The following is a 13,784-nucleotide window of genomic DNA, read 5'->3' as shown; positions in this document are numbered from 1 at the left end:
GAGGTTTTAATGAGTACCTTAACTTGTTTTAAAGCATATGATATTCGTGGGCAGCTTGGCGAAGAACTAAACGAGGATATTGCCTACCGTATCGGCCGAGCTTATGGCGAATATCTTAAACCGCAGCGTGTTATCGTCGGTGGCGATGTGCGTCTGACCAGCGAGGCCCTTAAACTGGCCCTTGCTAACGGGTTGCAAGATGCTGGCGCTGATGTGTATGACATTGGCATGAGCGGAACAGAAGAGGTTTATTTTGCCACTTTTCATCTTGGTATGGACGGTGGGATTGAAGTTACCGCCAGTCATAATCCAATGAATTACAATGGCATGAAACTGGTACGAGCCAACGCACAACCGATTAGCGGAGATACGGGCCTGCTGGAAATTAAACAGCTGGCAGAAGCGAATGTTTTCCCTGCTGTTGCAGAAAACAGGCGTGGCAGTTATCAGAAAATATCGATTCTGACCGAGTATGTTGATCATCTGCTGGGATATATTGACACAGCGACACTGAAACCGATGAAGCTGGTAATTAATTCCGGTAATGGCGCAGCAGGTCATGTTATCGATGAAATTGAACGCCGCTTTAAATGCAACAATATTCCCGTAACCTTTGTGAAAGTACACCATCACCCGGATGGAAATTTCCCGAACGGTATTCCTAACCCATTACTACCTGAATGCCGTGCCGACACGGCAAAAGCAGTACTTGAGCATCAGGCTGACATGGGTATCGCTTTCGACGGCGATTTCGACCGTTGCTTCTTGTTTGATGAAAAAGCCAACTTTATCGAGGGTTATTACATCGTTGGTCTGCTGGCAGAGGCTTTTTTGCAAACCAATCCAGGATCCAAGATTATTCATGATCCGCGTCTTTCCTGGAACACGATTGATATCGTCAATCAAGCTGGCGGTGTGCCGGTGATGTCTAAAACCGGGCATGCTTTTATCAAAGAACGCATGCGTAAAGAAGATGCTATTTATGGCGGCGAAATGAGCGCACACCATTATTTCCGCGATTTTGCCTATTGCGATAGTGGTATGATTCCATGGCTGTTGGTAGCCGGTTTACTTTCCACCAAGGGCCGCGTATTGAGCGAATTGGTGGAAGACCGTATGGATAAATTCCCATGTAGTGGTGAAATTAACTATAAGGTTGCGGATATCGACAAAGTGCTCAATGAGATTGAGACGGTCTACGGTCGTAATGTCGAGATTGATAAAACGGATGGCATTTCTATTGAGTTGAGCGATTGGCGATTTAATGTACGCTGCTCGAACACTGAGGCCTTATTAAGGCTGAATGTCGAAACCAAAAATGATAGAGACATGGTTGCCAAAAAGCTTGAAGAAATAGAAAGTATAATAATGGGGTGCCATAAATAATGTTTAATATGATTAATGGGTTATGGCGCTATCGCAGTTTTATTTTTGGTAGTATTAAGCGAGAGTTTCAAACTAAATATAGAAACTCGTTGCTGGGCGCAGTGTGGAACATTCTAAACCCACTGGCGATGATAGTGATTTATACGGTTATTTTTTCACAGGTTATGCGTGCAAAATTGCCAGGTGTCGATCACACATTTGCATATAGTATTTATCTATGTGCAGGGATATTAAGTTGGGGGCTATTTGCCGAAATAGTATCTCGCTCGCAAGTTATGTTTGTCGATAATGGGAATCTTCTGAAGAAGATTAATTTTCCGCGAATTTGTATCCCAGCGATAATCATCGGTAGTGCATTGCTCAACTTCCTTATTGTATCCGTTATTTTCTGTGTTTTTCTGTTGGTTAGCGGCTATTTTCCAGGTGTCGTAATATTGTCAATCATTCCGGTTATTGCGGTGCTGGTGGTTTTCGCTATTGGCTTGGGTATGACTATCGGCGTGCTTAACGTATTCTTTAGTGACGTCGGTCAATTCTTTGGAATATTCCTGCAGTTTTGGTTTTGGTTGACCCCAATCGTTTATTCGGCAACTATTTTGCCGGCGAACTTGCAAGAATATGTATCTTATAATCCCTTGGCGGGCATCGTCATGGCTTGCCAAACGGTATTGGTTAAAGGCGAATGGCCTGACTGGTATGGCATTTTGCCTGCAACAATCGTAGGTTTGCTGCTTTGCATACTGGGGATGCGCTTATTCCAAAAGCGTGCAGCAGAAATGGTGGACGAACTTTAATGAGCACTATCAGTGTAAGTAATATTGGGAAGGCTTTTAAGCAATATCCTAACCGTTGGGCCCGTCTTATCGAATGGTTTTGTCCCGGGAATATCATCAAACATCAGCTGAAGTGGGTGTTGCAAGATATTAATTTTACCGTTAATCCGGGAGAGGCGGTAGGCATTATCGGCATCAATGGAGCTGGCAAGAGCACATTGCTGAAAATGATCACTGGCACCAGTCAACCGACGAAAGGCAATATCCATATTTCAGGGCGTGTGGCCGCTTTGCTGGAGTTGGGCATGGGGTTCCATCCTGACTTTACAGGCCGGCAAAACGTCTATATGGCGGGCCAGTTGATGGGATTGCATGCTGATGAGATCAGCAAATTAATGCCGCAAATCGAGGAGTTTGCCGAGATTGGGGATTATCTTGACAGTCCCGTGCGTGTCTATTCCAGCGGCATGCAGATGCGTTTGGCGTTTAGTGTGGCCACTGCGATCAGACCTGATGTCCTGATAGTTGATGAAGCATTGTCGGTTGGTGATGATTATTTTCAACACAAGAGCTTTGAACGAATTCGCGAGTTCCGTCGACAAGGCACCACTCTGTTAATTGTGTCTCATGATAAGCAGGCGATTCAAAGTATTTGCGACCGAGCTATTTTGCTCAATGCCGGTCGCATTGAAATGGAAGGTGAGCCCGAAGCAGTCATGGATTACTATAATGCCTTACTGGCGGCAAAGCAGAACCAGAAGGTAGAGCAGAGAATTACCTCCGAGGGGAAAACACAGACTATTTCGGGCACTGGTGAGGCCGAGGTCTTTGAGATCAGCTTATTAGATAAGAACAATAAGCCGGTGGAAATAGTCAATGTGGGTCAGACGGTGACTTTACATATCGAAGTCAAGGTTAACCAGGATATTCCTCGTTTGGTCTTGGGGTATGGAATTAAGGACCGTTTGGGGCAGGTTTTATATGGCACAAATACCGATCTGAAAAAGAAGGTCGTTGATAATGCTAAGGCTGGGACAACATTGGTTTATGATTTTTGTTTCGATGCTAATCTTGGCCCGGGAAGTTACTCGATACAAACGGCACTTGTAAGTACAGATACTCATTTGGTGAATAATTACGAGTGGCGTGATTTAGCCTTGCTTTTTAATGTCGTCAATATTGATAAAACCAATTTTGTTGGTCTGACTTGGTTGGACCCGGAAATAGGAATTTATACGAAATGAGTTTTATTTCATATGCGCAGAATTTAGAGGATGTGGTGCTTTGGAAAGCACTGAAGAATGTTGAAAATGGGTTCTATATTGATGTTGGTGCCAACGATCCTATTGTCGACTCCGTGACGCGTTCATTTTATAATCGAGGGTGGCGTGGCATAAATATTGAGCCCATCCTTGGGCATTTTAATGAGCTTGTTGCCGATAGGCCTCAAGACATTAATCTGAACTGCGCGTTGAATGAAAGTGCGGGTGAATTGGCCATTTGGGAATGTGAGATTCGTGGTTGGGCAACTCTCGACAAAGAGGTTGCCGATGCTCATGAGGCTGAAGGTTACAAGGGGGAATGGCACAATGTTGCGGTAAGAACATTGGCTGACGTGTGTGCTGAATTCCGTCAGGATAACATTCATTTCTTAAAAGTAGACGTTGAAGGGGTCGAGCTTTCCGTCCTTAAAGGAAATGATTGGGATAAATATCGCCCATGGATAGTGGTGGTTGAGTCGACGTTCCCTAACACGCAAATAGAAACGCATTCAGAAATTGAAGATCTGCTGATAAATAAAAACTATCTGTTCGCTTATGCCGATGGTCTCAATCGATTCTATGTTTCAGTCGAACATCAAGAGCTGTTGCCGTCGTTAAAGTATCCACCCAATGTATTTGATGATTATCAGACTTTCAGCGAATTTACCGCTGTGAAAAATGCAGATGAGACAACGCGGAAGTTTGAAGATTATAAGCAGCAGGTGTTAGATAGTGTGTTGAATAATAGCAGTATTATCAGTGCTATAACGACTGTGCAAGAGCATGGCAATGAACTGAACTCGCTGCTTGATGTACTACATGAAAGAACTAAAAACCTGGACGAACTGGCGGCTAATGTTGGTGGTATCCTTGGTCATCTGAATAGTACACGCCAGTATGATGAGTTAATTCAAAAAGTAGCCAAGCTATCGGCAGAAAATGAGCGTGTACATATCGCTTATGACGCTCTTTCTAAGGTCCATGAAACTTCACTGGGGCATACCCGAGATCTTGAACATGAAATCAGTGTTCTGAAAAATCATATCGAACAGATTTACGGCAGCACCTCATGGCGTGCCAGCGCTCCGGTTCGCCTACTGGGGCGGATGAGAAACGGCAACAATGGGGAGCAGAAAGTGGGGTTGTTCGGCCGTGGTGGGCGGAAACTGATTCGAATTTTCAACAATAACCCCAGGCTGAGACATTTCACGGTAATTACCGTCAAGAAGCTGGGATTGTATTCCCCACTCCGCAGCCTCTATCTCAAAGTCCTGGTTGGAAGCAGCCCGCGGACTACTTTTTCAGCAAATGAAATGCTGGCAGGGCAAAATAGCGCATTTTTATCATTTAAGTCATCTCACTCGCTGAGTCTTGACGAGTTACACAGCAGAATCAAGGATGAGCTTAAAGCCGCCAAAGACGAAAGGGGTCAGCAGTGAATTACTGTAATCAATACTCTGAACTTGAGCAGTTCAAAGGGTTGCGTGTTGCTGTATTAACGACAGAGTCCGCGCAGGGAGAGGTAGGTGGCGCCGAGCGTTTTTATCAAGGGTTATTGGCGGGCTTAATCGAAATAGGCTGTGAGGCGGAAATTATTCCGGTCATTGCAGACGAGTCTTCTTTTGAACAAATTGGTAAAAACTATCAAGCTTGCCGCGAGCTGGATCTTAGCCGTTTCGACGCGGTTGTTTCCACCAAAACGCCAACTTTTGCGGTTAATCATCCTAATCACGTGATGTACCTGGTGCATACTGTACGTGTTTTTGATGATATGTTTTACGAAACCTTCCCCGGTCATGATCCCATTCGCCTTGCTGAGCGGGCGATGCTTCACCAATGGGACTTTGAGGCAATTTCGAAAGTGAAGGCCAAATTCACCATTGGTCATGAAGTATCCAATCGTCTCTATCGCTGGCGTGGTATTCACTCTGATGTGATACATCCGCCATTGGGTGTCAATGGTTTCAGACAAGGTAAAGTGGGCGACTATTTCTTCTTGCCTGGGCGTTTGCATCCCTGGAAACGGGTTGACCTTGCCATCAATGCCATCAAGGCTTCGTCATTGCCGCTCAGACTCGTTATTGCTGGGACGGGGGAAGCTGAGCAAGAGCTTAAGGCTTTGGCCGCCGGCGATAGCCGGATTGAGTTTGTCGGCCGTCTGAGCGATGAAGAGTTGCTTGATTATTACGCCAATGCTTTGGCGATCGCCTTTGTGCCGAAAAAAGAAGATTACGGGTACGTGACATTGGAAGGTTTTGCCAGCGCCAAGCCGGTCATTACCTGCGCTGACTCGGGCGAGCCAACCTATTTTGTTAAACACCAGGAAACCGGGTTGATCTGCGAGCCGACCCCAGAGGCCTTGTGCGAGGGGTTTGAGTGGCTGTTCAAGAATACGGCTTCCGCGGCTGCCATGGGGCTGAAGGGTTATGAGGCGATCCAGGGGATGTCTTGGGCAACTGTTGGCAAACAGTTGATTTCCGCAGCTATGGCCTCTCAAGTCACGGTAAAGCAAATGCCGCTCAATGTGGTTGTGGCGGATATGCAGCCAATCGATCCGCCAATCGGGGGGGGCCGTTTGCGCTTGCTGGGGCTTTATCATAACTTAGGGCAGGAAGTAAAAGCCACGTATGTCGGCTCCTATGACTGGCCGGGTGAAAAATATCGCCGTCATCATCTCAGTCCTAATCTGGAAGAAATTGATATTCCCCTTAGCCAGGAGCACCATCTTGCCGCGCAAGAGTGGGGGGCTCAGGCCAATGGTAAAACGGTCATAGATGTCGTATTCAGTCAGCAAGGACATCTGTCGCCTGATTATCTGGCCGGCGTTATTGAAAATATCAAGCAGGCTGAAGTGGTGGTGTTTTCTCATCCGTGGGTTTATCCACTTATCGACCCCAGCTTGCTCCAGGGCAAAGTCGTAGTCTACGACTCGCAAAATGTTGAAGGGTATTTGCGCGCACAACTGTTTGATGAAAGTAATGCCGCCGAGTTAGCGGCAATTCGTCAGGTTATTGCCGACGAATATCTCCTCGGACAGCGTGCGGATCTCATCTTGGCGTGTTCGCATGAAGACCTGCTGCGTTTTAATCGGGTCTATGAGTTTTCACCGGAAAAAATGCGTGTCGTGCCTAATGGTGTCATGGCATTTGCACATCCGGTGCCGGGAGATGAAGAGCGAGCTGCGGCAAAAGTGGCGTTAAAATATTCCGCCGATGACAAGCTGGCCATTTTTATCGGCAGCGCATACGGACCTAATGTTGAAGCCGCCAAATTTATTGCTGATACATTGGCTCCTGCCGTGCCTGAGGTGACCTTTATCATTGCCGGCGGCGTTGGAAGTGTCGTTGAGAATGTTAATCGCAAGAACGTGCGGGTAACCGGCATGCTTAGCGAAGAAGACAAGGCGTTATGGTTGTCCGCCGCAGACATGGCGGTAAACCCGATGTTTTCGGGATCGGGCACCAATATCAAAATGTTCGACTTCATGTCGATGGCGATGCCAACGGTAAGCACCAAGATCGGCGCTCGCGGTATTGATACCGGTGGTTTGAACGCCATGCTGGTCGTCGAACCGACGAAAGAGGCATTCGCCACTGCAATTCGCGCTTTGTTTGAGCCGGAGTATCGCAGCAAAGTTGGGGCTGCGGCACGGGCCTGCGTAGAAAGCAGCTATGCCTGGGAACGTATCTCCGAGGTCGTCGGCAAAATGTTATCTTCGCGCGCTCAGTTGGCAAATCAACCGCAGCCCTATTTTTCCGTTGTGATCCCAAGTTATGAACGCCCAGACCAACTGCTTGATCTGGTTAGTTATTTGCAAAAGCAAATAGAGCGTGATTTTGAGGTCATCATTATTGATCAGAGTGAAAAACCCTGGTCGGAGTGTGAGTCTGATTTCGGTTTCCCTCTTTGCTATTATCACTCGCCGGTTAAAGGCGCGGTTAGAGCAAGGAACACCGGCGCTATGCTGGCTCAAGGGAAAGTTGTCGCCTTCACTGACGACGATTGCAGACCAGGACCGAATTGGTTGGCCAATGCCCGCAAATATTTCGAGGTTGAAGGCGTTGTCGGCGTTGAGGGAATAATTACTTCGGATCATCATGGTGATGACAATTGGCGACCGGTAACAAACGTTGGTTTTGAAAGCATTGGTTTTATGACCGCTAACCTGATGGTCAGGAGCGCGGTGTTCCACTATCTGGGGGGATTTGATTTGCAATTCGATCATCCTCATTTCCGTGAGGACACGGATTTTGGTTGGCGCATGCAACAATTGGGCATGGTGCCTTATGCCAAAGATGTTGATGTGTTCCATCCAGCGCAACTGCGCTCGAAAGAGCGCGAGTCAGCGGTGAGTCGTGCACGGTTTTTCCAGAAAGATGTTCTGCTTTACCGTAAACATCCAGAGAAGTACCATGGGCTTTTTTTACAAGAGAGACATTACGCAATAACCTCCGGTTTTAAGGAAAACCTCCTTTTAGGGTTTGAAATGGAAAACGAGGCCGTGCCGCAATGGATGGCAGAGTTATTGAACGCGTAATCATGTTTTTTTGATCTAAAATAGGAAATTTTCCGTGCAAAAAATTGCAGTAATTACTGGTATCACTGGCCAAGACGGCGCTTATCTTGCAGAACTGCTGTTGGAAAAAGGCTACGTGGTTCATGGAACCTATCGTCGTACCAGTTCTGTCAATTTCTGGCGTATCGAAGAATTGGGTATTGATAAGCACCCAAATTTGAATTTGGTTGAATACGATTTGACCGACCTTTCCGCCAGCATTCGTCTGCTGCAACAAACCGGCGCTACCGAGGTATATAACCTGGCAGCGCAGAGTTTTGTTGGTGTTTCATTCGAACAGCCTATTACCACTGCCGAAATTACTGGCCTGGGGCCGGTGAATCTGTTGGAAGCGATCCGTATCGTTAATCCGAAGATTCGTTTCTATCAGGCATCGACGTCTGAAATGTTCGGTTTGGTGCAAGCAGTTCCGCAAAAAGAAGATACTCCATTCTATCCGCGCAGCCCTTACGGTGTGGCGAAGCTGTATGCGCACTGGATGACCATTAACTACCGCGAGAGCTACGGCATCTTCGCCTCCAGCGGCATTTTGTTCAATCATGAGTCGCCTCTGCGTGGCCGGGAATTTGTTACCCGTAAAATCACTGACTCGGTCGCCAAAATCAAATTGGGCCAGTTGGATGTGCTTGAACTGGGCAACATGGACGCGAAGCGTGATTGGGGGTTTGCCAAGGAGTATGTGGAAGGTATGTGGCGTATGCTTCAGGCTGAACAACCGGATACCTTTGTACTGGCAACGAATCGCACTGAAACCGTACGTGACTTCGTTTCCATGGCCTTTAAGGCTGCCGGCTTTACTCTGCGTTTTGAAGGCAAGGAAGAGCAAGAAATCGGTATTGATGTTGCTACGGGCAAAACATTGGTTCGCGTTAATCCGAAATTCTACCGTCCTTCAGAGGTTGAGCTGTTAATCGGCAACCCAGAGCGCGCTAAAGAAATTTTAGGCTGGGAACCTAAAACCACTCTGGAGCAGTTGTGTCAGATGATGGTCGAACAAGACATTCGCCGTAATCAGAATGGGTTCTCATTCTGATGTTTGGCGCCGGCAAACGTGCCTTAATTACAGGCATTAATGGGTTTACCGGCCGTTATGTGGCAGCGGAGTTATCCGCTGCCGGATACCGGGTGTTTGGGGTGGGGTCATTGCCCTCAACCCAAGAGGATTATCTGCAGGTCAACCTGTTGAATGCGGATGAGCTGGCGGATGCCATCGCAAAGGTTAAGCCTGATGTTGTGGTCCACTTGGCCGCTATTGCCTTTGTTGGTCACGGTGATGCAAGTGCGTTTTATAACGTCAACGTAATAGGTACCCGCAATTTACTGCAGGCGATTTATGATTGCGGAAAGCCACTGGATGCGATTCTGATTGCCAGCAGCGCCAATATTTATGGCAATAGCGTTGAGGGTAAACTGGACGAATGCACGCCTGCAAATCCGGTGAATGACTATGCGGTCAGTAAGCTGGCTATGGAGTATATGGCCAGGCTCTGGATGGATAAATTGCCGATATTTATCACCAGGCCCTTTAATTACACTGGCGTTGGTCAGGCTGAGAATTTCCTGTTACCGAAGATTGTGAAGCATTATAAAGACAATGCTGCAGTGATAGAATTGGGAAATATCGATGTCTGGCGTGATTTCACCGATGTTCGCGCTTTAAGCAAAGCCTATGTGGCGCTGCTCCAGGCTAGGCCGGTGGGGGAAACCATTAACGTTTGCTCTGGCAGAACATACTCTTTGCGGGAAACCGTTGCTCTATGTGAAAAGATCTCTGGTCATTCCCTGGAGATCCGAGTGAATCCTGCTTTTGTTCGGCCGAACGAAGTAAAAAGCCTGTGTGGGGATGCGAGTAAATTGCGTGCCACCATCGGCGAATGGGATACGCCTCCTTTGGAGGAGACGTTACGCTGGATGTTGGAAAACTGATAATGAAAGTTATATTTGGTACTGACCCGATAAAGTACCCTTTAACCGGGATCGGCCGATATGCTTATGAGTTAGCCAACTGCTTGAAAGAAAGCTCAGAAATTTCTGAGCTTTTATTTCTTCAGGGGCGTAACTTAAGTCGGCAAATTCCCACCGCCAGGGAAATTACGTCCTCAGGGCAGGGGCTGCGTCGGCGGGTCCAAAAAAGCCGTTTCGCATCAGAATTATATCGTTTGACAGCACCGTGGTTAAAAACTCATACGCTCAGAAAACACCCGGACGCGATATACCACAGCCCTAATTTCTATTTGCCACCCAATGTCGATCGCTGCCTGGCAACTTTCCACGATCTCTCGGTATTTACCTGGTCGCAATGCCATCCGGCGGAGCGTGTCCGTTTTATGCAGAAAGAACTGCTTCTGACTATTAAGCGCGCCGATATTCTTGTCACGGACTCAGAATTCACTCGTCATGAATTAGCCGAGTACTTCAACTTGCCCTTGAGTAAGGTTTATTCGGCCCAATTAGCCAGCAGCGGGGATTTTTATCCGCGTGAAACTGAAGAGATCTCATGCGTTTTATCCCCCCTCGATTTAAAACCGAATCAGTACTGTTTATTTACTGGTTCTATCGAGCCTCGCAAAAATATTGAAACGCTTCTGGATGCTTACGAACGTTTGCCACTGGAACTACGCCTGAATATTCCGCTGGTGATCAGCGGATTTAAAGGATGGAGTAGCGAAGGGTTGCACCAGCGTTTTGAACGTGGGCAAAAGGCAGGGTGGCTGCGCTATCTTGGTTACACTAAATCGGCAGATTTACCTCTCCTGTTTGCCGGCGCGCGCAGTTTCCTGTTTCCATCGTTGTATGAAGGGTTCGGGCTACCGGTCTTGGAGGCGATGGCGTCAGGAGTGCCGGTTGTTTGTTCAGACAGTGCCTCATTGCCTGAGGTCGTGGGTGATTGCGCCTTGATGTGTGCGGCAATGGATGTTGAAACACTCACGCAACTGATTCAAAAAAGCATTGAAGATGAAGTCTGGCGCGAAGAGGCCAGAATCAAGGGTTTAAATCGGGCAAAACATTTTTCTTGGCAACGTTGTGCGCAAGAAACCATTCTCGCTTACCAGCAGGTTTGATATTTTTCATGTTGAAAGTTCTGCATTTTTATAAAACATACTACCCGGATTCCTTTGGTGGCATAGAGCAGGTCATATTTCAATTAAGTGAAGCTGGTGCATGTCACCAGATTGAGTCGACCACACTGTCTTTGAGCACCCGAGGCGATTTTGACAATGCCCGTGTAGGGGTGCACCCGGCTTATTATGCAGCGACTGATTTTGAAGTGGCATCGACGCCGTTTTCAATCAGTGCCATAAGAAAGTTTAAAGAGTTGGTGGCTCAGGCTGATATCATTCATTATCATTTTCCGTATCCCTATATGGATTTGGTGCACTTTATTGCCGGTGTTAAAAAACCGACGGTGGTCAGTTATCACTCAGATATTGTTAAGCAAAAACTGGCTCTGAAAATGTACACACCGTTGATGAACAAGTTTTTGAGTTCGGTAGACTGCATTGTCGCAGCCTCTCCAAACTATGTGAAAACGAGCCCGGTACTGCAAAAATACCTCCCTAAGGTGAGAGTCATTCCTTATGGCCTGGATAAAAAGTCTTATCCGGTTGCTGATGAAGCTCATCTTGAGCGCTGGCGTCAACAAGTTGGCGATCGCTTCTTCCTGTTTGTCGGGGCATTTCGCTATTACAAAGGCCTGCATATTTTGCTTGAGGCCGTTCAGGGTACCGATTTTCCTTTGGTCATTATTGGTGCTGGCCCAATCGAGGCTGAACTTAAACGGCAGGCGCAGGATCTGGGATTAAAAAATATTCATTTTCTCGGCGCGCTGCCAGATGAAGATAAGGCCGCACTGTTGCGGCTATGCTATAGCGTAGTATTCCCTTCCCATTTACGTTCCGAAGCCTTTGGCATCACCTTGCTCGAAGGCGCGATGTATGGAAAATCGCTGATCTCGAGTGAAATTGGCACAGGAACGACCTATATCAACATTGATCAGGAAACCGGCATCGTTGTGCCGCCATCCGATCCGCAAGCATTGCGCACGGCGATGACCGCTCTTTGGCAAGATCCTGAGCTGGCGCAGCGATATGGCGAGAATGCCGCCAAACGTTTCCAGGCGCTGTTTACCTCTGAGCGTATGGCAGAAAGTTACATTGAGCTTTATCGTCAGCTCATCGCTAAATGATTGTAAATTAATCACATTGCCGTTCGGTGGCGTTAGATGAAGTGCAAAAGTGTGACCTATCGCACCAATCACTACCCACGTGGAGCCATCCTGAGTTAACATGTTTGCCACATCAAAAACCTGTTGGCCATGGGCCGTTAACAGGTGTCATCCTCAGACAGGAGTTCCTAAATGTCCAAGCAACAAATCGGCGTTGTCGGCATGGCGGTGATGGGCCGCAATCTGGCACTGAACATCGAAAGCCGTGGTTATACCGTTTCCATCTTTAACCGTTCAGGTGACAAGACTGACGAAGTTATCGCTGAGAACCCGGGCAAAAACCTGGCACCGTTCTACACCGTCGAAGAGTTTGTCGAATCGCTGGAAAAACCACGCCGCATTTTGCTGATGGTGAAAGCGGGTGAAGCGACAGATAAAACCATTGCTTCTCTGACTCCGCACCTGGATAAAGGTGACATTCTGATCGACGGTGGCAACACCTACTATCAGGACACCATCCGCCGTAACCGCGAACTGTCTGATCAAGGTTTCAACTTCATCGGTACCGGCGTTTCCGGTGGCGAAGAGGGCGCGTTGAAAGGGCCTTCAATCATGCCTGGCGGCCAGAAGGAAGCTTACGAGCTGGTGGCGCCAATCCTGGAGAAAATCGCGGCGGTTGCCGAAGGCGAGCCTTGCGTGACCTACATCGGCGCTGACGGTGCCGGCCACTACGTGAAGATGGTGCACAACGGCATCGAATACGGTGACATGCAGCTGATCGCAGAAGCCTATTCCCTGTTGAAACAGGCGCTGAACCTGAACAACGAAGAGCTGGCTGAGACTTTCGCCGAGTGGAACAAAGGTGAACTGAACAGCTACCTGATCGACATCACCAAAGACATCTTCACCAAGAAAGACGAAGAAGGTAAATACCTGGTCGATGTGATCCTGGACGAAGCGGCCAACAAAGGCACCGGCAAATGGACCAGCCAGAGCTCTCTGGATCTGGGCGAGCCTCTGTCGTTGATCACCGAATCCGTTTTCGCCCGTTACCTGTCCTCACTGAAAGACCAGCGCGTTGCCGCATCTAAAGTGCTGACCGGTCCTAAAGCTGCGCCAGTAAGCGGCGACAAAGCCGAGTTCATCGAGAAAGTGCGCCGTGCGCTGTACCTGGGCAAAATCGTTTCTTATGCGCAGGGCTTCTCTCAGTTGAAAGCGGCTTCTCAGGAAAATAACTGGGATCTGCACTACGGCGATATCGCCAAGATCTTCCGCGCCGGCTGCATCATCCGCGCTCAGTTCCTGCAGAAAATCACCGACGCTTACGCAGACAATGCCGACATCGCCAACCTGCTGCTGGCGCCATACTTCAAGCAGATCGCTGATGAATATCAGCAAGCGCTGCGTGATGTGGTGTCCTACGCGGTACAGAACGGCATCCCAACGCCGACCTTCTCTGCAGCCATCGCATACTACGACAGCTACCGTTCAGCCGTTCTGCCTGCCAACCTGATCCAGGCGCAGCGTGACTACTTCGGTGCCCACACTTACAAGCGTATCGACAAAGAAGGCGTATTCCATACCGAATGGATGGAATAATCCCAACGTTTGAAGCGTAAAAA

At 48.0% G+C, this 13,784-nt stretch carries 10 protein-coding genes; all 10 read left to right on the top strand.

What is annotated here, in order from left to right:
- The first annotated feature begins 9 nt into the window (after positions 1-9).
- Positions 10-1,386: a phosphomannomutase CpsG gene (gene cpsG, locus D4100_RS06430; protein ID WP_119803606.1), complete on the top strand. Its 1,377-nt coding sequence runs from the start codon at positions 10-12 to the stop codon at positions 1,384-1,386.
- Positions 1,386-2,180 carry an ABC transporter permease gene (locus tag D4100_RS06425; protein WP_119803604.1) on the top strand — a complete coding sequence of 265 codons (795 nt, stop codon included), beginning with the start codon at positions 1,386-1,388 and terminating at the stop codon, positions 2,178-2,180. Before cpsG ends, D4100_RS06425 begins: the two co-directional genes overlap by 1 nt.
- Positions 2,180-3,403, top strand: coding sequence for an ABC transporter ATP-binding protein (locus tag D4100_RS06420; protein WP_119803602.1), 1,224 nt, complete (start codon positions 2,180-2,182; stop codon positions 3,401-3,403). Before D4100_RS06425 ends, D4100_RS06420 begins: the two co-directional genes overlap by 1 nt.
- The gene (locus tag D4100_RS06415; RefSeq protein WP_119803600.1) at positions 3,400-4,860 is read left to right on the top strand and encodes an FkbM family methyltransferase; all 1,461 of its coding nucleotides are present in this window, start codon (positions 3,400-3,402) and stop codon (positions 4,858-4,860) included. The genes D4100_RS06420 and D4100_RS06415 overlap by 4 nt, the downstream gene beginning before the upstream one ends.
- Positions 4,857-7,958, top strand: coding sequence for a glycosyltransferase (locus D4100_RS06410; RefSeq protein WP_119803598.1), 3,102 nt, complete (start codon positions 4,857-4,859; stop codon positions 7,956-7,958). Before D4100_RS06415 ends, D4100_RS06410 begins: the two co-directional genes overlap by 4 nt.
- Positions 7,959-7,992: 34 nt before the next feature.
- On the top strand, positions 7,993-9,030 hold the full coding sequence (gene gmd, locus D4100_RS06405) for a GDP-mannose 4,6-dehydratase (protein ID WP_119803596.1): 1,038 nt from the start codon (positions 7,993-7,995) through the stop codon (positions 9,028-9,030).
- On the top strand, positions 9,030-9,923 hold the full coding sequence (locus tag D4100_RS06400; RefSeq protein WP_119803594.1) for a GDP-mannose 4,6-dehydratase: 894 nt from the start codon (positions 9,030-9,032) through the stop codon (positions 9,921-9,923). The genes gmd and D4100_RS06400 overlap by 1 nt, the downstream gene beginning before the upstream one ends.
- 2 nt (positions 9,924-9,925) lie before the next feature.
- A complete protein-coding gene (locus tag D4100_RS06395) occupies positions 9,926-11,059 on the top strand; it encodes a glycosyltransferase family 4 protein (RefSeq protein WP_043912944.1) in 1,134 nt (377 codons plus the stop codon).
- Between the two features lie 8 nt (positions 11,060-11,067).
- Positions 11,068-12,183: a glycosyltransferase family 4 protein gene (locus D4100_RS06390; protein WP_119803592.1), complete on the top strand. Its 1,116-nt coding sequence runs from the start codon at positions 11,068-11,070 to the stop codon at positions 12,181-12,183.
- 171 nt (positions 12,184-12,354) lie between these two features.
- On the top strand, positions 12,355-13,761 hold the full coding sequence (gene gndA, locus D4100_RS06385; RefSeq protein ID WP_006320933.1) for an NADP-dependent phosphogluconate dehydrogenase: 1,407 nt from the start codon (positions 12,355-12,357) through the stop codon (positions 13,759-13,761).
- Positions 13,762-13,784: the final 23 nt, after the last annotated feature.

This window comes from Serratia inhibens (genome assembly GCF_003591175.1).
GTDB classification, from domain to species: Bacteria; Pseudomonadota; Gammaproteobacteria; order Enterobacterales; family Enterobacteriaceae; genus Serratia; species Serratia inhibens.
The sequence above is the reverse complement of the archived record's forward strand: the minus strand, read 5'-3'. Positions and strand labels throughout refer to the sequence as shown.

Bases quoted from the DNA above. Each gene is read 5' to 3' on its own strand.
- cpsG (WP_119803606.1), top strand. From the start codon at position 10: ATGAGTACCTTAACTTGTTTTAAAGCATATGATATTCGTGGGCAGCTT.
- D4100_RS06415 (WP_119803600.1), top strand. From the start codon at position 3,400: ATGAGTTTTATTTCATATGCGCAGAATTTAGAGGATGTGGTGCTTTGG.
- D4100_RS06420 (WP_119803602.1), top strand. From the start codon at position 2,180: ATGAGCACTATCAGTGTAAGTAATATTGGGAAGGCTTTTAAGCAATAT.
- D4100_RS06390 (WP_119803592.1), top strand. From the start codon at position 11,068: ATGTTGAAAGTTCTGCATTTTTATAAAACATACTACCCGGATTCCTTT.
- D4100_RS06395 (WP_043912944.1), top strand. From the start codon at position 9,926: ATGAAAGTTATATTTGGTACTGACCCGATAAAGTACCCTTTAACCGGG.
- D4100_RS06425 (WP_119803604.1), top strand. From the start codon at position 1,386: ATGTTTAATATGATTAATGGGTTATGGCGCTATCGCAGTTTTATTTTT.
- D4100_RS06400 (WP_119803594.1), top strand. From the start codon at position 9,030: ATGTTTGGCGCCGGCAAACGTGCCTTAATTACAGGCATTAATGGGTTT.
- gndA (WP_006320933.1), top strand. From the start codon at position 12,355: ATGTCCAAGCAACAAATCGGCGTTGTCGGCATGGCGGTGATGGGCCGC.